Genomic DNA, 23,410 nt, shown 5'->3' on the forward strand with positions numbered 1-23,410 from the left:
CATAATTTTTAATACTATGATAAAAAATATAAAATGGCTATTCCTGGTTTCTTTAACCATTGTAGCTTGTAGCGATGATGAAACTGTCGTTGTAAATAATACTTCGGATGGGTTGCCCTTAACTGCCGGTTCTGCTGATTTTTCTAACTATGTTTCTTTAGGAAATTCATTGACAGCTGGCTATTGTGACAATGCTCTTTTTATTGAAGGCCAAGCCAATTCGTATCCTGCCATCTTAGCAAATCAATTTGCTTTAGTGGGTGGTGGAGAATTTAAAATTCCTTACACGAATGATAACACAGGAGGTTTGTTGTTAGGTGGAAATGTAATTGCCGGTCCTAGACTTTATTTTAATGGTGCGGGACCGGTTCCGGTAACGGGTATTCCAACAACAGAAGTTTCTACTGTTTTAGCAGGACCTTTTAATAATATGGGTGTTCCGGGAGCGAAAAGTTTTCATTTATTGGCCCCTGGTTATGGTAATGTTGCCGGTGTAGCAACCGGTCAAGCGAATCCTTACTTTGTTCGTTTTGCTTCGTCTCCTTCTACAACTATTTTAGCGGATGCTTCTGCTCAAGACCCAACTTTCTTCTCTTTATGGATTGGAAATAATGATGTGCTTGGTTATGCCACTTCAGGAGGTTCCGGAACAAACCAAACAGGAAATTTTGATCCTGCTACGTATGGTCCTAATGACATCACAGACCCAAATGTATTTGCTAATGTTTATACTGCTTTAGTTGACGGAATGACTGCCAATGGTGCAAAAGGGGTGGTTGCTAATTTACCTTATGTAACAACAATACCTTACTTTACTACGGTTCCTCATAATCCTGTTCCACTTGATACTGCAAAGGCAGCTCAATTAAATGCCGGTTTTGCGGCTTATAATAATGGCTTATTATTTGCTCAATCTGTTGGATTATTAACTGCTGACGAAGTAACAAGAAGAACTATTTCATTCACGGCTTCCAATACAAACAAAGTAGTTATGGTTGATAGTTATTTAACTAATTTGGCTGCTTATGGAATTCCATCATACAGACAAGCGACTTCGGAAGATTTAGTCGTTTTACCGGCAAGAAATTTTATTGGAACTGCTGTTGGAGGTAATCCTGCACAAATCAATGGCGTTTCTGTGCCATTAGCAGATAATTGGATTTTGTCTAAAGATGAAATTCTTGAAGTTAAAACGGCTACAGATGCTTACAATGCAACTATTCAATCTATTGCAAGTGCTAAAGGGTTGGCTTTTGTGGATGCAAATGCCTTAATGACTCGAGTAGCGAATGGCGGTATTACAGCTGATAATTTTACTGTAACGTCAAACTATGTAACCGGAGGAGGTTTCTCTTTGGATGGTGTACATCCTAGTCCTAGAGGATATGCTTTGATTTCAAATGAATTCATTAAAGCAATTAATGCAACGTACGGTTCTAACTTTAAAGGAGTTAGTTTAGGAAGTTACAGAATATTATATCCTCAAAACCCGGATAATTTTTAATTTATCATACAAACTATATCAAAACCACCTTCGCAACAAGGTGGTTTTTTTATTTTGCTACACTATTTACAAGCATTTCATCAGCTTGCTTCGAATACTTCAAAAAATGATAAAAAAAACATCCTTTTGCTATTGATTTTGTATTTTTAAAAATTATCTTTGCACTCTGAAAAAAGATATGTTTTTTATAATCTTAAATAGCTATTAAATAAATACATAAGCAATGTCAAAAGTAATAGGAAAAGTTGCCCAAATTATCGGACCGGTTGTAGACGTAGTGTTTGACTCCAAAATTGCCGAATTACCTAAAATCTATGATTCATTAGAAATCAAAAGAAAAGATGGTGCTCTCTTAGTGTTGGAAGTTCAATCACACATTGGTGAAGACACTGTGAGAACAATCTCTATGGACTCTACCGACGGATTAAGCCGTGGTACTGAAGTAGAAGCTACCGGTGCTCCAATCCAAATGCCTATCGGGCCGGATGTTTATGGAAGACTTTTTAATGTAATTGGAGATGCCATTGATGGTTTAGGAAACTTGCCAAAAGCAGGAGCAAACGGAATGTCTATTCACAGACCGGCTCCAAGATTTGACCAATTATCAACTTCAACAGAAGTTTTATTTACCGGGATTAAAGTAATCGATCTTATTGAGCCTTATGCAAAAGGAGGTAAAATTGGATTATTTGGTGGTGCCGGTGTTGGTAAAACAGTATTGATTCAAGAATTGATTAATAATATCGCTAAAGGTCACGGTGGTCTTTCCGTATTCGCAGGAGTTGGAGAAAGAACCCGTGAAGGAAACGATTTACTTCGTGAGATGTTAGAGTCAGGAATTATAAAATATGGTGACGATTTCATGCACTCTATGGAAAATGGAGGATGGGATTTATCTAAAGTAGATAAACCGGGAATGAGAGAGTCTAAAGCTACTTTTGTATTCGGACAAATGAACGAACCACCGGGAGCTCGTGCTCGTGTAGCCTTATCCGGACTTTCTATTGCGGAGTATTTCCGTGATGGAGCGGGTTCTGACCAAGGGAAAGATGTCTTGTTCTTCGTGGATAATATCTTCCGTTTCACCCAAGCAGGTTCTGAGGTATCGGCTCTTTTAGGTCGTATGCCATCTGCGGTAGGTTACCAACCAACATTGGCAACGGAGATGGGAGCGATGCAAGAGCGTATTACCTCAACTAACAAAGGTTCTATTACATCGGTACAAGCGGTTTACGTTCCTGCGGATGACTTAACTGACCCGGCACCGGCAACAACCTTTGCTCACTTAGATGCTACAACTGTATTGTCTCGTAAAATTGCTGAGTTAGGTATTTATCCTGCGGTAGACCCATTGGATTCTACGTCAAGAATTTTGACAGCTCAAATCTTAGGGGATGAGCATTATAATTGTGCTCAACGCGTGAAAGAAATACTTCAAAAATACAAACAACTTCAAGATATTATCGCCATCCTTGGTATGGAAGAATTATCAGAAGATGATAAACTAGCTGTTTCAAGAGCACGTCGTGTACAACGTTTCTTGTCACAACCCTTCCACGTAGCGGAGCAATTTACCGGTATCCCGGGAGTTTTAGTTGATATTAAAGAAACCATCAAAGGATTTAATATGATTATGGATGGTGAATTAGATCACTTACCGGAAGCCGCATTCAACTTGAAAGGTACCATTGAAGAAGCTATTGAAGCCGGAGAGAAAATGTTAGCGGAAGCGTAAAACAATGGATAATTGACAATGAATAATTGTCAATTGTTAATCATCAATTATCAATTAAATTATGATTTTAGAAATAGTATCACCGGAAGCTACCTTATTCAAAGGCGAAATCACTTCAATTACCTTACCCGGAGTTGATGGTTCGTTTCAGATATTGAATAATCACGCCCCTATCGTTTCTATTTTAAAACAAGGCACCGTTAAAATAACAGCTCCTAGTTTTAAAATCAATAAAGAAGTTGCAGATAAATTTACCAAAGTAAATGATCAAAACTACACGATTGAAGTTACGTCCGGGACCATTGAAATGAAAAACAATAAAGTAATTGTATTAGCTGACTAATACTTTTAAAAATACTGATAGAAAGCCTCACCAACGTGGGGCTTTCTTAATTTTAGGAGTTGTTATTACAGTGTAAGCCAGTTGTAATTTACTTATCACTATTTCTATTTCCTCTTCATTCAAATGACCGAATCCTAACCGAATGGCACAGGTGTTTTTGTCTTGATAAAGAATGGTTTTAGGTAAAAATAAATCTAATTTTGAGGCTTCTTCAGCCAGTTGAAGAAGCGAAATCGAAGGTTGAAATGTAATCCAAATGGCTAAACCTCCAGACGGTTTTTTAAAATATACAGTGTCATTAAAGTACTTTTTCAGGCATTCACAAAGATAATCACGTCTTCGCTTATAGGTAATGATGTTTTTTTTAAGCAAACGATGAATTTCCCCTTCATGAATTAATTCTGAAAGCATTTGTTCCTGAATCAAATCACCTTGTCGGTCTACCATTTGTAAATAGTTTTTGGCTTCAGCAATTAAATTCTCAGGAGCCACAACAAATCCGGTTTGAAAACTTGGTAAAAATGATTGTCCCAGTTTCCCCAAATAGATTATCATTCCATTGGCATCTGCACTCGCCATAGGTAACATTGCAGTTCCTTCCAATTGGAAATCATAATCATAGTCATCTTCAATAATGGCAAATTGATAGGCTTTTGCCAGTTCCATTAATTTAATGCGTCGCTCAGCTGACAGGGAATAGGTAGTCGGATAATCTCTATTCGAACAAATATAAACACAACGGATTTTTCCTTTAGTAAAGTGTTTTTCGATATAATCAATATCTAAGCCGTTTTCATCCATCGGAATGGTAATAATTGTCGCTCCGGCCTCTTGAAAAATCATATTCGCATTATGATTGCTTAACTGGCCAACTAAAACAATTTCTTTTTTTCGAATCACCAATTGCGAAATAATATACAAACTTAATTCTGTACTTCTGGTGCTGATGACGTTTTGAGGCTGCACATGAAAACCGCGAGAAGCATTTAAATAATTGCACAATTGATTTTCAAATGCAGAATTCTTTGATTTTGAATTGGGGTTCCATTTTGAAATTAATGATTTTCTTTTCATGGAAGCACTATACCATTTTGAAAATTCGTAAACAGGATGTAACCTCAAATCGGGTTGTCCGTCATTTAAACTATATTTTGCTTCTGAATATTCATTGGTGGAAGACAAAAGGAAAGAAGTTTCAAAGGGAAACCCCGTGTTTTTTGGATACCGATGCACATCTCCAATTTTATTGGATTGTGCTTTAAGAGCTGTCTTTTTGGGCTTAGGGTCTAATATAAATGTTCCTTTGTTAGCAATGATTTCAACCCAGCCTTGGGAAGCTAATTCGTCATACACAGCAACAGCCGTATTTCTGTGAATTTGGAATAATTCTTTAAACGTTCTGGTTCCCGGTAATGCTGTTCCGGCACTTAAATAGCCTCTTTGAATGGCATTGATAATTTGTTGGGCTATTTGAATATATACTGCTGTGTTGCTCGATTTGTCAAATTGAATCAAGGCTGTTAGGAGGGAATTAACCGGACTATCTTTCATTTTAATAGTGGACTAGTTTAATCGTCCGGAAAGTTACTACTTTTGACTCGTTTTTAACTCATTTAACATTTCAAAAAATGAAAAGAAGAAATTTCCTTGTTCCCTTTTTGTTGTTTACTTTTATAGTAACTGCTCAAGAGAATAGCCAACGAATCGATACATTAAGTGAAGTTATCGTGTCTTCTACCCGAATTGATATTCCATTTTCTCAGAATTCCAGAACGATTCAATTGATTACCTCGGACCAAATCAAGCAAAGTGGCGTGACCAATGTAGCCGATTTATTATTGCTTATATCCGGTGTTGATGTGCGAAGAAGAGGAACCAGCGGTATGCAAGCTGATTTGTATTTTAGAGGTGGAAGTTTTGACCAAACGTTGTTGTTGATAGACGGCATAAAAGTGGAAGATGCTCAAACCGGCCATCACACGATGAATTTGGCTCTACCAATTGAAGTGATTGAGCGAATTGAAATTATCAAAGGGCCGGCAGCCAGGGTATTTGGTCAAAATGCTTTTACCGGAGCGGTGAATATTGTGACTAAAAAGGCATTATCCAATAAGTTTACCCTGCAAGGTCAAGCGGGTTCGTATGAACAACTGAATTTATCAGCGACCATTATGCAGGATTATGAGAAAACTTCCCATGTGGTACAGTTTTCAAGAAACATTTCAGAGGGTTACCGCTATAATACGGATTATGATAACCAGAATTACTTTATCAAGAGTACCCTCAAATCAAGTGAAATGCCTATTGATATTTTGGCCACTTTCTCTGAAAGAAAATTTGGAGCAAATGGGTTTTATGCCACTCCGTCTGCCATTAATCAATATGAGGAAACACAAGCCAGTTTAGTAGGTGTTCAATCGGTGTTTACAAAAGGGAATGTGACTTTTAAACCGAGAATGTATTGGCGAAGAAACCAAGACGAATATGTGTTTGTTCGGGATAATCCGGAAATCTACCGAAATTTACATATCACGAACAAAGTGGGGATGGAATTGAATACCGCTATTAAATCGAAATGGGGTACTACCGGTGTGGGAGTAGATTTAGCAAAAGTGTATTTGTCCAGTAACAATTTGGGCGACAGAGATCGTTTTATGGGGACTTTTTTCTTGGAGCACCGCTTTTTATTGTTGGATGCTAAATTAGATATTACACCCGGATTTGCTGCGAATTATTATACTGATTTTGATGGCAACTTTTTCCCCGGTATTGATATTGGCTACCAGGTTTCCAAACACTTTAGAATGTATGCCAATGTTGGTAAAACCTATAGAATACCAACCTATACGGATTTGTATTACAGCGACCCAAACACCTTGGGGAACGAAGATTTAAAACAGGAAGAAGCCCTTTCAGAAGAGATAGGCGTAGTGTTTACGCAAAACAAATTTGACTTTACCGTTGCTTTTTTCAACAGGGATTCCAAGAATTTAATTGATTATACGAAAGAGCTGGAATCTGACAAATACCAAGCTAATAATATCCGTAGTTTGAATACCAAAGGGTTTGAATTGGGGTCTAATTATAAATACACCTGGTTTTCTTTTGCTCAACGAATCAATTTGGGCTACACTTTTATTGAAGACGATATTCAGGAAATTGATGCTGCTTTTTCCCGCTATTCTATCAATTCTGCGAACCATCAATTTACGGGGCAATGGAACAGTCAGTTCTTTCAAAACATTTCACAAACCATTTCCTATCGCTATGTGGAGCGTACGTCCGGTGATAGTTATGGAATCGTTGATGCGAATGTGGTGGTGCGAATGAAAGCTTTTGAATTTTCGTTAGTGGCCAATAATATCTTTAATGTTGCTTATTCCGAAACTAATTTGGTGCCTATGCCCAAAGGAAATCTGCTTTTTGGGGTGAAGTATGACTTTGAATAACCACGATTTGTTTTAGTTTGAATAAAGAGAGCATCGATAAAATGCTCTCTTTATTGCTTTTACGGGTACCACAACTACGGCTTTTATCTGCCTTTGCTATGATGCATTTATAGAGATGACCAATTGATTGTATGTTATGAATTAATTAAAAAGTCGTTATAAAGTTACTATATAGTTATTATAAAGTTACTATATACTTACTATAAAGTTACTATATAGTGAATTCAAAAAAGTTGTTTTAATTAATGATTTCTTTGTGTTTTGGTGTTTCTTGTGAAGGAGGTTCTTCTGTAGATTGAGTTGAGGAGGGATATGAAATAATTAATTAACTCCTGATGTGAAGCGATTTTTGCTTTTCTATGTTTTTTTGAAGGAAGGCAGTTCTTGAATCGGGTTATTTATTTGAATAAAAATATCCCACCCGGTTAAAGGTGGGATACAAACACAAATTAGGGCATAACAAACTGTTATTTGAAAATTATTTTTTTGGTAATAACCTGTCTATTTGCATCGGTTACTTTTACAATTAAGAACGGATTTGCCGTGTTTAACTGATTTGTTACTACCGCACTATCTTTAATGCTTGTTTGGCTCCAAATTAAGGTGCCAAATACATCATATATTTCAACAGATTCTATTGGGAAACCATCACTATTGATGTGAATTTGTTTTTCAGCAGACCAAATTACACAATCGTTTTTAGGGAGTTGTGTTATTGTTTCGGTTGAATTTTGTTCAGTGAAATACAATTCAAATCGGTTATTGAAGGTGCCGGCTTTGGTGTCAAAGGTATAGGAGCCTTCATTCAAGTTATGGTAACTATTGGTACGTTTGTCTTTTACTATTATTGTTTTGTAGTCTGAAAAGAGTCCGTCGCTGTGACCTAAGGCAAGGGTATATTTTCCTTCGTTGGTGACTTTGTAGCCTAGCACAAGAATGTCTTGTGGGTTAAAAGGCAATGCTCTTCCTTGTATGGCCAATTGTTCTTTTCCTAGGATGGTATAGAGGTCTATCTCATTTTGGGTAAAACTTGATCCGTCATATTGCGTATCCATCGCATTGGTTGCTCCTTCAATGTAGCCCACCATCATTTGACGATAGGCGTCTTTGTTGTTAGAGAGGTTCATCCAAAGACGGTGTTTTTCTGTTTCACTATTTTCGTTGACCGGTTGTGCCATTCTATAGAATTGGGTGTTGTTGTCTTTTATTCGCATGCTGTTGTTGAAGGTGATGTTTGCATCAGCTGTTACTTGAGCAAAAAATCCTTGACCGGAAGCAATGTACCCTTTTGGAGTTAAGCTTTCGTCGGTTGAGCTTAGTGGTTTTGTTCCACCACTAAGATTCCAAGTGGCATAATCTGCTACTTGATATTGGCCTGTTCCGGTGTAGACAGTTACGGATGTCCAAAACAATAATTTCACTATTTGCGGATGTTGTAACAATAAGGCATTGGCTTCGATGGCACTAGGGTAGGGATTCGCCAATAATATGGAGTTTCCGCTGTCGGTATTTACATCACCGCCATCAAATACATTTGCATAAACGCTTATCGGACCTGAATTTGGTAACCCAACGAAAGGAAATTCGATTGTTTTGGGTGAGGTATTAACCGGAACATAGGCTTGAGAAACTCTGGCAATGAATCCATTTCCAACCGGTGGTGGAGTGGTGATGCTTACCCAAGCTCCGTCTTGAGCTCCGGTGAGGTTCCAACGGTATTTTTTGTCAAAAACGGTTGGAATTGCATAGCTTTCGGCAATCGGTGAGCCCCAATAAACATAGTCTAATCCTCGCATTGGTCGTGAGATTCTTTTTATGGTGATTGGATTTCCCGTAAAGGTAGCTGTGTTTTCTTTTTGAATTAAACTACCGCTACTTTCCACTACCATTGCCCCATTATTGACAATGTTGTTTTCTACTTCAAGGTAGGTGTTTGGTGCGATTTGCATTGTTTTTCCGGCCTCAATATTCAAACTGCAAGCGGAAAAACTGCCGTTTAGTGCGGTATCATAATTTGCTGCAATTCTTACTTTAGACGATGCGTTTGGTGGCACCGGATTCCAACTACCTGTCCAGGTTGAAACAGCATTTGGTATTTTCAACTCGTTACTGTTGCTGACATAATTATTGAAATAATTGATAGTACAAGTGTAAGTAATGTTATATACTCCGTTTAAATCCAAAGGCAATTCAAAACTGTCACCCGTTGGATAAAAAGTATTGTTCAACGGATCGGTTACCTTCCAAGAAGTGGTTACTTCAAAATCGTATCGAGAGCCGAGGTAACTTCCGGTTATTGTGGCAGAAGTGCTGCTACAAGTAATAGGGGAAGTTGTAATGACGGAGTGAATAGAACCGCCGATTTCCATCAGTTCTTGAAAAGTTAACGCAGAACTTCCTCCACCACGACAATAGGCAATGACGAATGTTCCGATGTAGATTTGTTGTAGGTGATTGCAATCGCCTACTAAACCGCCGACGGAAACTAAAATAGAAGAGGATTCCGGAAGCAATACTTTTACTTTGTTGTCAAATTTTATTCGACCTGCCGGTACTGCTGTGACAATAATGGAAGGGGTGTTGAATGAAAAAGTACTTCCGGGGCTTACGTTAACGCCATTTAAGTTAAGTTGTCCGCTTACGGTAATGATTCCTGTTTGATTGAGGTATACATTATTCGTTCCCATGGTGAGGGTGTGTCCGTTTCGAATTAGTACGGATGCTGTGCTGGTGTTTTGACCGGGATAGGTGGTTGCAGTGACCCAAATTAATCCGTTGAAGGTTTGCCAAGTAGCGGCTGTTGTCCAAGCTCCGGAAATTCTCGATCTATAATCACCGCTGTTTTGTGCTTGCACACTGATGATAAACGTCATCAAGAGTGCTGAAATAAGTAATTTAACACGCATGATTTCTAAAATTTTTAATTGTCTATCTATTAAAAATCCCAGGGATGTTTTTGGACACTTAAAGTTACGAAATATTGAAAAAAAACGGTTGAGAAAAAGTGTTTTTTTTCGTTTTTTAGTCTGCTTCGTAGGAGATTTCTTTTTCCTTTTTTGAAGTTCTTTTATAATTGAAAAAGTGAGTCGTTTTTAGCTGTTTTTTTCCAGTTTTTTGACGGCTTCATACACCAGTTCACTTTCCCAACCTTTGCGAAGTAGGGTGTCGCAGAATTTCTTGCGTTTTTTGAGGGCGTTTTTCTCTGTGATTGTCTGCCAGGTTTTTTCAGTTAGGGTTTCAAAGGTTTCTTCGTATTCGTGGTTGGGAATTTCCTGAAGTCCTTTGGTGATGAGAAAGGTTGACATTTGCCGTTGTTTGAGTTCGTTGGTGATTCGGATTTTTCCCCATTTTTTTTGGTGAAATTTGCTCAAAGCAAAGGTTTTTGCGAACCGTTCTTCGTTCAGAAAATTATGCTGAATTAAATGCACCACGACTTCGTCCCGTTCGTGTTGTGTGAGGGCAAAACCATAGAGTTTTTGCATCACTTCGAGATGACAACGCTCTTGATAGGAACAGTAGTATTCCATCTTTTGAACGATTTGAGGCAGGGAAGTGCTTGATTGTGAGGACAAGTGTGTTAAAAAAGTGTTTTATTGTTAATAATTTAGTAACGCAAAGGTATTGAAATTCTGCAAATTAGCTGTAAATTTGTAGCCGTTTTGAACATCTAAAAACGACGATTAAAAACACAAAAATATCATTTCCAAAAAATGAAGACAAAATTACTTTTATTGACACTGTTGATGAGTGCTTTCTCGTGGGGGCAATCTGTAATTATTAGCCAATATATTGAAACCAGTTCCGGTTCATATCCAAAAGGAATTGAAATCTTTAATGTTTCCGGGGCGAATATTGTTTTTTCTGCGACGAATAATTTACAAATTTATGTTGGTGTGAATGGGGCAGCGTGTGCTTCGGTTGTTAATATAACCAGCGGAACATTGGCGACTGACCAAGTTTGGGTAATAGGTACAACGACAGCTCCCGATTTATTAGCTTATGCCACCGCCAATGGAACGAATTTGAGTGGTACAACAGCTTTTAACTTTACCTTTAACGGAGACGACGCATTGAGCGTTTATTTAGGGGGTGTTTTACAAGATATGTTCGGAACCTGTGGTTCTGACCCTGGAGCGGCATGGACCGCTGGTTCTGTTTCAACAGCCAATCAAAATATTCAAATTATAGATGGAACTTGTGTAGGAGATACAAATGGTTGGACAGACCCAAGTGAAAGATTTACTTATGTAGGTGTAGGTAATACAGACATGACCGGTTTTGGGAATGCCCCTACCTCATGTTTTGCAGGATGTACTGACCCGGTTGCCCAAGCAACGGATATCGTTATCAGTAACCCTACCACCAGCGGTTATACGATTTCGTGGACGGCAGGTTCGCCTTCTTACGGAACAATGGTGGTGGTGCGACAAACCGCAAACCCTTTGGTGGCTCCCATTTCAGGAACAACCTATGCGGCGAATGCGGTGTATGGCACCGGAGCTAATTTAGGTTCTAATAATTTTGTGGTTTATAAAGGCACGGGAACATCCGTAAACGTAACCGGCCTGGCCCCGGGAACACCCTATGTGATTACGATTTATTCTTATAATTCACCCAATTGTTACAGCTCTACCCCACCGGAATCGTTGACGCGGTATACGTTGGTAGCAGAGCCGAATATTCAAGCTACAGGAACAACTTCGTGTGGTTTAAATTCGGTGAGTAGTGTGACCATTAATTTTCCTTCAGCCAATTCAGTGCCGATTTTAAATTGTAGTGGCTATTTAATTTTAATGCGGGAAGGTGCCGCACCTACTGCAGCAGGATTAGTTGATGGAGAATTTTATGCTAACAATAGTGTAGTTGGAAATGCTACGGTGGTTGCTTATGTTAATAATACAACAAACTCACGAGTTATTAGCGGATTAAATGCCGGAAGTACTTATTATTTTCTGTTCATTCCTTATGGTGGTTCAACCGCTATTAAAGAGAATTTAAATTATAAAGTTGACGGTACCCCTCTAGGGATGAGTTGTGCTACTGTTGCTAATCAGGAAATAAATGTTCGTGGCGTCATAGGTTCAAACCCCACGATTTTTGATGGCGATACAACTCCGCAAGGAACAGACAATACGTTGTTTGCCACAGTGGCCGTAGGTTCTTCACAAGCCAAAGTATTTCGAATTGAAAACACGGGGAATGTTGATTTGACCGTTTCGAATGTTTCGTTTGCTGTAGCAACAGTTCATTTTACTATTTCGCCAATTACTTTTCCTTTGGTTATTCCGGGAGGGACTTATTATGATTTTACGATTACTTTTAATCCGCAATCAGGGGGAGTGAAAGCTTCTACGTTATACATAGCTAATGATGATGCCACTGTATCTGAACAAATCTATAGTTTCGTTGTACAAGGAACGGGAACGGTAACGCCGGTAGTTGACATGAATGTAACCGGAAACGGAAGTACAATACCTGACAACAGTATTTATCCTAACGGAACAAATCACACCGCTTTTGGTGTGGCAACCGTGGGGGTTACCACCGTGGTTCGGACGTTTACTATTGAAAATTTAGGGAGTAGTTTGTTAACAATATTAGGAACTCCGTTAGTTAACATTTCAGGGCCACATGCTTCGATGTTTACAGTAACGGCTTTGCCATCTTCCTCAATTGCGGGTTCAGCAAGCACTACGTTTCAGGTGACGTTTAATCCTACTTCGTTGGGAGCCAAAAATGCCACGATTTCGATTTTCAGCAATGATTCTGATGAAAACCCCTATAACTTCAACATCAGCGGAAACGCCAAAGGAGCAAACAATATGTATGTTTACGGAAACGGGAACGATGTGATAAAAGGAGCAGTGACTACGAGTACGACGAACTTAACCGATTTCGGTCCGGTTGCAATTACTACGGGTGTGAAACAAAACACGTTTATTATAACTAATTTATCGGGAGGCACTCGCTATTTATCCAGTGTGAGTATCAGCGGACCTGATGCTGCGATGTTTAGTGTGGTTTCAAACCCTACGATTAATGGATTGGGAGATGGAAACAGTACGTCGTTTACATTGAATTTTACGCCTACCTCCATTGGGGTAAAGAATGCTACGATTACTTTTAATACCTATACGAATACCGGTTTATCTATTCCGGAACCCATTGACCCAGTGTTTACGTTTGCCGTTTCAGGATTGGGAACCAATTATGTGAACTGTGCCAATGGGCCTGTTGAAACGATTAGAATTCAAGATTTTGAAGCAGCACCGGCGACTCCTACTTGGACGTATACCAAAACGTATACTTCCGACACGGCTAATAATGGTATTGAGTTCATTGGCGGAGGAACGTATGACAACGGTTCAGGGGCAAAGAATGCTTTTATCGGAGCCCGTTCGTATCAGTTTAGAGGTTTTGCCGATGTTGGGGAAAGTTCTTCGAACAGTTTCTATCAGTCGTCCACGTTAACGTTTACTGCAGTGAATACAGCTGCTTATAAAAATATTAATTTCTCGATGAATGTAGGAGCTTTCCGAACCGGAACGCAAGGACTGGATGTGAATGATTTTATTCAGGTGCAAACCAGTATTGATGGCGGTGTGAACTGGTCGACAGAAGCGGTATTGCGAGGGTTTAGTAATTCCCGTTGGGATTTTGCCGCATCGGGCGTTTTCAATGCATATTATACCGGAATCAACACGGGAGCAACAGTTGACACCAGAGCCGGAAATGCGGAATTGGCCAACGGTTATGCTACTTATTATGTTAAAAATTTACCTGCTTATGCCGGATTGTTAATTCGGGTAACGATTTATGTGGATAGAGACAATGAGATTTGGGCTATTGATAATGTAAAATTAGAAGGGCAACAACCGGTTACTTCCACTTGGACACCGAGTGCTTGGACACCGGCAGCTCCTACCAGCAGTACCACAGCTATTATCAACGGTAATTTTAATACGGCTACCCATGGTAATTTTAATGCCTGTAATTGTGAAATTAAAAACGGATTCACTGTTATAGTTGCCAATCCGGGCGATTACATTGAGGTTCAAACCGATTTAACGTTAGGTACGGGAAGTACTTTAGAGGTTCGGGATGATGCTTCGCTAGTGATGAAAAATGATTATGGGGTGTTGACGAATAACGGAACTATGAGAATGATTCGTCAAACCTCGCCGTTTAAAAAGTTTGATTATGTGTATTGGTCATCTCCTTTGAACAATGCCAGTTTAGCCACGACGTTTGCCGGATGGCGATTGGATTATGCGTTCCAATTTGTGACGCCTAACTTTGAAGATTTATTGACAATTAATAATTTAGGTGTAGTGACTGCTGCCACTTCGGATACGTTTGATGATTATGCACCTTGGGCTTGGCAAGCGTATACGGGGGTTATGACTCCCGGAAAAGGGTATGCTATTATGGCACCTACTACGGGTACTTTCCCGAGAATGGAAACCAGAACCTTTACAGGTGTTGGGAATTTGAATAAATTCAATAACGGTATTATTACGGTGCCACTTGCGTTGAGTGCTAATGCCACGGTGACTACTGATGATTATAACTTGGTAGGGAATCCGTATCCTTCGGCGATATTTGCGAATGATTTTATCAATGCGAATTTGCCAAATATTTCGGGAACCATTTATTTTTGGACACACAATTCAGCCATCAGTAGTGGAAATCCGGGTAACAGCGGCTTGAATCACACCACGAATGATTATGCGATGTATAATTTGACAGGAAGTATTGCAACTTCTACCGCTTGTTCAACTTGTGGAGCAGCACCAACGGGCTATATTCCTTCGGGACAAGGCTTTTTAGTGGAAGCGGAAAACGATGTGACTTCGGTGGTGTTTAACAACAGCATGCGAAGCAATACGTATATTAATAGTGATTTTTACCGTAGTAGTACTCCTTCTACGACAGGGCCAACTGTTGGGGAAACCTATAACCGAATTTGGTTGAACTTTTCCAATACCGTCGGGATGTTCAGTCAGCAGTTAATTGGTTATTTTAATACAGCGACCAATGACTATGACAAAGGGTATGACGGACGACACCACAACGCGTTGAATTATGTGAATTTCTATTCTTTGATTGGCTCGGACATGTACCGCATTCAAGGACGAACTGCGTTTGTTGAAACGGATGAGGTTCCGTTGGGTTATACAACTGCTGTAGCAGGAGCTTTCACTATTAGCAGTCCGCAACAAGAAGGGGTGTTAGCAGAAATTCCGGTTTATTTAGAAGATAAAGTAACGGGTATTCTTCATGATTTAAAAATGAGTCCTTATACATTTGAAACCGCTGTTGGAACATTTAATGACCGCTTTGTGTTGCGATATACGAACACTACCTTAGGAGCCCCTGATTTTGAGGCGATTTCGAGTCAAGTGGTTGCCTTTGGTTCAAATGGACTTATTTCGATAAAATCAAGTGAGGAAAGCATTGCTTCCGTTACGGTATATGATATCTTAGGCAGAACGCTTTTGACTAAAAACGGTTTGTCAGTGAATGAGGTTTCATTTGTTAATCCGTCGAAATCAACCGAGGCGTTGTTGTTGAAAATTACGCTTCAAAACGGACAGGTAGTGACCCGAAAAATGGTCTTCTAACCTTATTAAATCAGTTATAAAAAGAGTCCCGTTCCGTTTATTCGGACGGGATTTTTTTCTTTTATGGGTATTTCATCGAAAATTTAACAACTTTATCATCAATCTCACTTTTTTTTCTCATATTTGGTATAACTAAATTTTCAAATTAATTCCAAATTACCCAAATGAAACGAATACTACTCTTAGTGTTGGTTGTTTTTTCGTTAACAGCCACCGCACAAAAAATAAATCCTTGGCAATCTACAACAGCAAGTCAAGTACAGTCTTTAACCAAAGTTAATCGAAGCAGTTCGCCCAGTGCCTATCAATTGTTCACGTTGGATTTAGCCACTTTCAGAAGTCAGCTTGTGGGTGCTCCGATGCGAGGAAGTTTCAATGGTCGTTCGCAACACGAAATTTTGTTGCCCAATGCCAGTGGTACCATTGAACGTTATCGAGTGATGGAAACCCCTTGTATGGAAAAAGAGTTGGCTGACCGTTATCCGATGATTAAATCGTATGCCGCTCAGGGTGTGGATGACCCAACTGCCGTGGCTCGGTTTACGGTAACGCAATTTGGTTTGCACAGTATGACTTTTTCTTCCGGAAAAAGCACGGTATTTATTGATCCTTATACGGAAGACCGTTTGCATTATATTGTCTATCAGAAATCGGATTTGGTGGGAGGAGTAACCAATTTTGAATGTTTAACGGAGGAGGCGTTGAGTTTGCCTTCGTCAGCTTTGGACCGTAATGCCTTTGATTACAATATTTTTAATACAGATGATAACACCTTACGCACTTATCGATTAGCCCAATCGTGTACGGCAGAATATGGAAATATTTTTGCCGGTGCCGGAACATTAGCTCAACAAAAAGCGAATATTCAGGCTCAAATGACCATTACGATGACCCGTGTGAATGGCGTTTATGAAATAGATTTGGGGATTACGATGATTTTTGTGGCGAATAATGATGCTATTATTTATTTAGGAGCCACTAATTCAGACCCGTGGAGTAATGAGTGGAATACTAAGACCGCTCAAACATTAGACAGTGTTATTGGTGTTGCTAATTATGACATAGGTCATAACTTTAATACGACCGGCGGAGGAAATGCAGGGTGTATTGCCTGTGTGTGTCAATCCGTTTCGCAAGCGGGCACGCATAAAGGGAGAGGGTATACGGGGCGATCTAATCCAACTGGTGATGCCTTTGATATTGATTATGTTGCTCATGAAATGGGGCATCAATTTGGAGGCTATCACACGCAAAGTAATTCCTCTTGCCGTTCAGGAAGTGGTTTAACCGAAGTGGAACCGGGAAGTGCTTCGACCATTATGGGCTATGCCGGAATTTGTGCTGCCAACGTACAAAGTAACAGTGATGCTTATTTTGCCTATGTGAATGTTCGTGATATCATGGCTTATGCAAAATCAGGCACGGGAAGTTGTTCGGTGAACACGCCAATTTCTAATCAGACTCCGGCTGTAGAAGCAGGGCCTAATTATATCATCCCTAAAAGCACAGCTTTTGTATTAACAGCGGTAGGTTCTGACCCGGATAATGATGTGTTAACTTATACCTGGGAACAAAATGATCCGGGCAATCCGAGTTCTAATGCGGCTCCTACTTCTGATAGAGCGGTAGGTCCGATGTTTCGTTCAATAACCGGAACGACATCACCTTCACGGTACTTTCCAGCAATGGCTACTATTTTAACCGGAGCAACTTCGAATACTTGGGAAGTAGTGCCTTCGGTTGCCAGAGACCTTAATTTTTCGGTAGTAGCCCGTGATAATATTGCCGGAGGTGGTCAAACAAAATCAGATTTAATGAAAGTTACTGTAAACGGAACCGCAGGACCGTTTTTAGTAAATATACCTAATACAAACGTGTCTTGGATAGCCGGAAGTAATCAAACGGTTACTTGGGATGTAGCCGGCACAACTGCCAATGGTGTGAATTGTGCTAATGTAGATATTTATCTTTCGCAAAATGGCGGCACCAGTTTCCCGATTTTATTGGCTTCGAAAGTGCCTAATGACGGTAGTGAAACGGTTAGCATACCAGCTACCACGGGTACCCAAAACCGCATTATGGTGAAAGGGAACAATACTATCTTTTTAGATGTATCGAATACGAATTTTACGGTTACGACTACTACGCCAACATTTGCTTTGACTTTTGACGGACAGCCTGATGGACAAAACAAGTCGGTTTGTCAAGGACAAGAAGCTACGTATACTGTTTTATATTCCACCTTTGGTGGGTTTAGTGGAACAACCACTTTTTCTGTAACGGGAAATCCGGCAGGAACAACCGCAACCCTTACACCTACTACGCTAAGTGCTGATGGTGTGGTGCAGTTGCAGTTGAGCAACACTGGAACTGCTGTTCCGGGGGTTTATCAAATGGTGGTCACAGGCACTTCGGGAGCTATCACAAAAACGGTTAATTTGTATGTAGAAGTTTTCAATTCAAGTTTTGCGACTATGAATTTAACTAATCCTTTGGATTTAGCTAATGGCGTTTTAACCACGGTAACGTTAACTTGGGATGCCGATGCTGCTGCCACAAATTATGATTTAGAAGTAGCTACTGATGCCGCATTTACTAACCTAGTTGTTACTACAAATGTGCTTACAAACAGTTATGCTCTTTCCGGTTTATCCGATGCCACTAATTATTTTTGGCGGGTATTGCCTAAAAATTCCGGTTGTCAGGGAAGTATGAGTGCCGTAAATCGATTTACTACAGCTCAGACAAACTGTTCAAGTTTTACGTCTACCAATGTGCCCATTGCAATTCCTACAACGGTTACAACCGTTAATTCTACGTTGATCATACCGACAGGACAGAATCAAGTAATTCAAGATTTAACCGTTAATGTGAATTTGACTCATACTTGGATAAATGATTTAGTTGTAACGTTAATCAGCCCTACCGGGACCCAAGTGAGGTTAGTGAATAGACCCTGTAGCAATTCCAGTACTTTTCAAAATGCTAATGCTGTTTTTAGTGCAGCAGGAGTAACATTAGTTTGTGCTGCACAACCAGCCACCGCAATTTCAGGGACGATAATTCCAAACCAGGCATTTTCTGCTTTCACTGGTCAAAATACACAAGGCACTTGGACTTTAAGTGTTCAAGATGCTGCTAGTGGAGATGGTGGATCGATTAACAGCTGGAGTTTGAATTTCTGTGTAACCAATACCGCCCCTTTACCTTGTGGAGCCATTACGACCACTTGGAATGGAAGTTCATGGAGTAATGGACGTCCGGTGAATAATGTTGCGGCTACCATCGCCGGTAATTATACCTCCGACGGGGATTTAGAATGTTGTTCTTTGGCGGTTACCAATACGGCACAAGTTACGTTACAATCGGGACACAATTTAATTGTTTCGGGAGCGGTTGCTGTAGCCGGAACAGCGGCTTTTACGGTTGAGAATAATGCTAATTTAATACAGTTAGACGATGTGGCCAATACCGGAAATATCACGGTGCATAGAAACACGAGTCCTTTGATGCGATTGGATTATGCGATGTGGTCTACCCCGGTTACCGGCAGTCAAACGTTGAAACAGTTTTCGAATTTAACGATGACTAATCGTTTTTATACTTATGGTACTTCCGGAAATGTTTATACTGTTGTTGCTGATCCGGTGAATACTCCTTTTGCGGAAGGCACGGGTTATTTGATTCGTATGCCGGACAATCATCCTGCTACACCCACTGTGTGGAGTGGACAATTTACGGGCGTTCCGAAAAACGGTACGATTGAGGTGCCTTTGACCTATTTGAGTGGGACACAAAAATATAATGCTATTGGGAATCCGTATCCTTCGACCATTAGTGCGGAATCTTTTTTAAACGCAAACCAAACGGATTTAGAAGGAATTATCTATTTCTGGCGAAAAACCAATAATGCAGCGGGAACAGCTTACGCTTCCTATACGTTAGGTGGAGCTACGACGACATCGCCCACGAGTCCGATTCCGAATGGAACGATACAGGTAGGGCAAGGCTTTATCGTAGGGGCTAAAAACGTTGCCAATCCAACCGCTTCCTTTACGAATGCCTTGCGGGTGGATAATAATAATAACCAGTTTTTCCGTTCTAATTTCGGCTTACCGTATCTAACGCAAACGACGATGGAACGTCACCGTATTTGGTTGAACCTAACCAATGATGCGGGTTTATTCAGTCAAATGCTGGTGGGTTATATGGGCAGTGCCACCAATGAGGTAGATGCTTTTATAGACGGAAAATATATTGGTGATTCAGACACGGCCTTATCTTCGTTGTTAGCCGGAGAAGAATATGTGATTCAGGGAAGAGTACTTCCTTTTGAAGTGACTGATGTGGTTCCGTTGGTTTTTAAAACGAGCAATGTGGGAAGCTTTATGATTAGTTTAGGTGCTTTTGATGGTTTATTTGAAGGCGATCAAGCGATTTATTTGCGTGATAACTTGTTGGGAATTGTGCATGATCTACGAGAAGCCGGGTATGCTTTTACGGCAGAGGCGGGTGTTTATAACAACCGTTTCGATTTGCTTTATGAGAACGTAACCCTTGGTGTTGGTGAGGATACTTATTCTAATTCCGTTCAAGTAGCAACCGGAGGAAGTCAGTTAAAGATTAAATCGAGTGTTGAATCGCTGTCCAAAATTATGGTGTATGATGTGTTGGGAAGAACCTTATTCCACAGTGCTACTCTTCAAAATCAGGAATTTATTGTTCCGGGTTTAACGCCTTTAAACCAAGCCCTTTTTGTTAAAATAGTTATGAACAACGGACAGACTGTGGTGCGGAAAGTTATTTTTTAATATAACCACTATAAACATTAAGAAACCGGGCATTTATGGTCCGGTTTTTTTATTTTGCTTAAAGGCAATTGTTTGTAACTGTTTTACGCAATGTTAACATATTCGTAATGTGATTTTTAGAATTGTATTGACATTCTATGTAAATTTGTAACTGTCAAAAATTAATATAATAAAACTTTATGAAAACAATTTTACAAAATCATTTTGTTCGGACATTGTGGCTTTTTGCATTTTTTTTCTGTGCAATTAATCTACATGCTCAAACACCCTTTACGGCTACTTATACCTTTACCGGTACAACTGGCAATGTGGCTAATTTTGTCTATAATGGGACAACTTATGCAGGAATTAACTTAGGGGATGCGTTAAAAGTGGGTATTACCACTTCTTCATCAACAGGAAATTTTAGAGCTTCTGGCTGGCCAACAGGTGCAACTTCAGGTTTAGATGTTTTTGCCGGTTCAGTAGATTTGGCAAAATATATTCAGGTATCTGTTCAGAATGTTGCCGGCTACACTTTTACAGTTAATTCCATTACATTTGGAGTTGGAAGAAGTGCAACAGGTGTAAGACAATGGCAATGGAGAGGTTCTCATGATTCATTTGGAACGATAATCGATAACTACACTACCTTGGCATCAGGTTTAACAAATGCTAGCGGTGTTTTAACGAATCTTGACACAAACTCTTCTTGGAATGGGAATGTTTTAGGATTAACTTCTTTATATACTGACGCATCCTCAGAAGCTGTATTTAGATTATATGGATTTAATAGTGAATCCACAGGTGGAACAGGAGGATTACAAGGGGCTATTACAATAAGTGGAACTTATCAAGCTGTGGTCACTTCTGACCCTACTATCTCTACAAGTTTAACAACTTTACCAACATTTGGTTCGGTTACTACCGGATCAAATTCGACAAGTCAAAGTTTTACTGTTTCTGCCGATAATTTAACCGATGTTGTTGCGGTTGCAGCTTCATCAGATTTTGAAGTAAGTACAGATGATGTTACTTTTACCAGTGGATTTAATTTAGGTCAAACCGGAGGAAATTTAGATGGAGAACCGGTGACTATTTATGTGCGTTATTCTCCCACTTCAGGGGGATTGAATAATGGTACGATTACGTTTACCTCTACCGGTGCAGCTACTAAAACGGTAACGGTTTCCGGTACGGGAGTGGTTCCTACTCCGGAAATTTTTGTTTCCACGACTTCTCTTGCCAGTTTTGGCGATGTATTGGTTGGAAATAATTCCGCCAGTTCAAGTTTTACTGTGTCGGGAGACTTGTTGACCGATGTTGTGGCCATATCGGCCCCAGCTGATTTTGAAGTAAGTCAAGATGATGTTACATTTAATAGTGGTTTTAATTTAGGCCAAACGGGAGGTAACTTAGACGGCGAACCGGTTACGGTTTATGTACGTTTTACACCGGGTTCTGTGGGAGCTAAATCAGGGGATATTTCATTAACTTCTACCGGAGCAGTTACTAAAACAGTTTCAGTTAGCGGAACGGGAACTTCGCCGGTTATTGCCGCACCTAACGCTATTGCGGCGGGAGATGTTACAACAAATTCTTTTACTGCTAATTGGGAAACCGTTTTAGGAGCAACGAATTATCGTTTGGATGTGAGTACTACTCCAGATTTTGAGGTGAGTAATTTGGCAACCGATTTGATTATTTCTGAGTATATTGAAGGAAGTGCAACCAATAAGTTAATTGAAATTTATAACGGCACAGGTTCTACTGTAGATCTTTCGGATTATCAATTACAATTATTTTCAAATGGAGGTATTACCCCGACTTCGCTTACTTTAAGCGGAACGCTTGCCAATGGTGCTTCATTAGTTTATGAAAATACCGCTCAAACTATTTATGCAGGGACTGTTATTGCAGCAAATACTGTGGTTAATTATAATGGTGATGATGCAATCGCTCTTTATAAAATCAGTACAGCCTCTTTAATCGATGTCTTTGGAGAAATTGGAAATGATCCGGGGGCAGCTTGGACAGTTAGTGGAAACACAACCGTTAATAAGACTTTAGTTCGTAATTCTTCCGTTAATCAAGGAGCACTTTCTTCTCCTGGATTTCCGACATTAGGAACAGAATGGACAATGTTTGATCAAGATACTGCTTCAAATTTAGGTTCTCATGCTTTTGATGCATTTTTGCCTTCTTATGTGGCAGGTTATCAAGATTTAACCGTTGCCGGATTATCTCAATCTGTTACCGGATTAGCAGAAGGGACTACTTATTATTATCGCGTAAGAGCTTTTGATGGTACGACTTCTATTAACTCTAATGTAATTAGCGTAACCACGTTGATTTCACCACCTACATTTGGGTCGATTACACAAAATGAGGTATTGTGTCAAGGTTCAGAAGTTATGTTTACTATTTCCGGATTAGTAGCGGGTTCTACTTCTACTATCAGTTATACCATTGGTGGCGGAGCTACACAAACGTTTACGGGAGTAGTTGCTGATGGTTCAGGAAATGCTACGGTTGCTTTAACATTAAATGCTGTTAATGATGGTCAAGAATTAGTTGTTACTGCTGTTGAGCGTACGGATTTATCTACTACGATATTAAATCCTATTTCAGGAAACACAATTATTTTAGATGTATTAGTTGCTACTTTATATTATTTTGATTTTGACGGTGATGGTTATGGAATAGTTGATGATTCTGTTTTAAGTTGTGAGGCTCCTTTTGGTTATGTTGCACTAAGCGGCGACTGTGATGACAATAATATTGCCATCAACCCGGGAGCGACAGAAATTTGCTACGACGGTATCGATCAAAACTGTGATGGCAACTTGATGAACAGTTGTGCTGTTATTACAGCTCAATTGCGAGCTGAGAATTGCGGTTCAACCTTGACTACTCTTAACCAAGTGGTCAGAGGAAGTTTACTTTCACAATCATTACCATCAGG

10 protein-coding genes are annotated in these 23,410 nt (G+C 39.7%); 7 read left to right on the plus strand and 3 right to left on the minus strand.

What is annotated here, in order from left to right; translation table 11 throughout:
• Positions 1–16: 16 nt before the first annotated feature.
• The 3 genes from C0512_RS02260 (at position 17) to C0512_RS02270 (ending at position 3,582) form a co-directional block, all read left to right on the plus strand.
• Positions 17–1,504, plus strand: a complete 1,488-nt coding sequence (locus C0512_RS02260; RefSeq protein WP_290858558.1) for a G-D-S-L family lipolytic protein — start codon at positions 17–19, stop codon at positions 1,502–1,504.
• 223 nt (positions 1,505–1,727) lie between these two features.
• On the plus strand, positions 1,728–3,239 hold the full coding sequence (gene atpD, locus C0512_RS02265; protein ID WP_290858559.1) for a F0F1 ATP synthase subunit beta: 1,512 nt from the start codon (positions 1,728–1,730) through the stop codon (positions 3,237–3,239).
• A 61-nt stretch (positions 3,240–3,300) separates the two neighbouring features.
• Complete coding sequence (locus C0512_RS02270) at positions 3,301–3,582, plus strand: F0F1 ATP synthase subunit epsilon (protein ID WP_290858561.1); 282 nt, start codon at positions 3,301–3,303, stop codon at positions 3,580–3,582.
• A 27-nt stretch (positions 3,583–3,609) separates the two neighbouring features.
• Here C0512_RS02270 and C0512_RS02275 read toward each other — a convergent pair whose 3' ends face one another.
• Entirely contained in the window at positions 3,610–5,133 is a 1,524-nt protein-coding gene (locus C0512_RS02275; RefSeq protein WP_290858563.1) for a PLP-dependent aminotransferase family protein, read from the minus strand.
• A gap of 77 nt (positions 5,134–5,210) precedes the next feature.
• On the opposite strand from C0512_RS02275, the gene C0512_RS02280 reads away from it, so the two are divergent.
• Positions 5,211–7,031, plus strand: coding sequence for a TonB-dependent siderophore receptor (locus C0512_RS02280; RefSeq protein WP_290858564.1), 1,821 nt, complete (start codon positions 5,211–5,213; stop codon positions 7,029–7,031).
• Between the two features lie 467 nt (positions 7,032–7,498).
• Here the strand turns inward: C0512_RS02280 and C0512_RS02285 are convergent, their stop codons facing one another.
• Positions 7,499–9,937, minus strand: coding sequence for a T9SS sorting signal type C domain-containing protein (locus C0512_RS02285; RefSeq protein WP_290858566.1), 2,439 nt, complete (start codon positions 9,935–9,937; stop codon positions 7,499–7,501).
• A gap of 186 nt (positions 9,938–10,123) precedes the next feature.
• Positions 10,124–10,603, minus strand: a complete 480-nt coding sequence (locus C0512_RS02290; protein ID WP_290858567.1) for a regulatory protein RecX — start codon at positions 10,601–10,603, stop codon at positions 10,124–10,126.
• 138 nt (positions 10,604–10,741) lie between these two features.
• Between C0512_RS02290 and C0512_RS02295 the strand changes: the two genes are divergently transcribed.
• The 3 genes from C0512_RS02295 to C0512_RS02305 form a co-directional block, all read left to right on the plus strand.
• Entirely contained in the window at positions 10,742–15,655 is a 4,914-nt protein-coding gene (locus C0512_RS02295; RefSeq protein ID WP_290858568.1) for a choice-of-anchor D domain-containing protein, read from the plus strand.
• Between the two features lie 164 nt (positions 15,656–15,819).
• A complete protein-coding gene (locus C0512_RS02300; protein ID WP_290858569.1) occupies positions 15,820–20,466 on the plus strand; it encodes a reprolysin-like metallopeptidase in 4,647 nt (1,548 codons plus the stop codon).
• Between the two features lie 179 nt (positions 20,467–20,645).
• Positions 20,646–23,410, plus strand: a 2,765-nt coding sequence (locus C0512_RS02305) for a lamin tail domain-containing protein (protein WP_290858570.1), incomplete at its 3' end; no start/stop codon positions are given.

Source organism: Flavobacterium sp., from assembly GCF_013822155.1.
Classification (GTDB): Bacteria; Bacteroidota; Bacteroidia; order Flavobacteriales; family Flavobacteriaceae; genus Flavobacterium.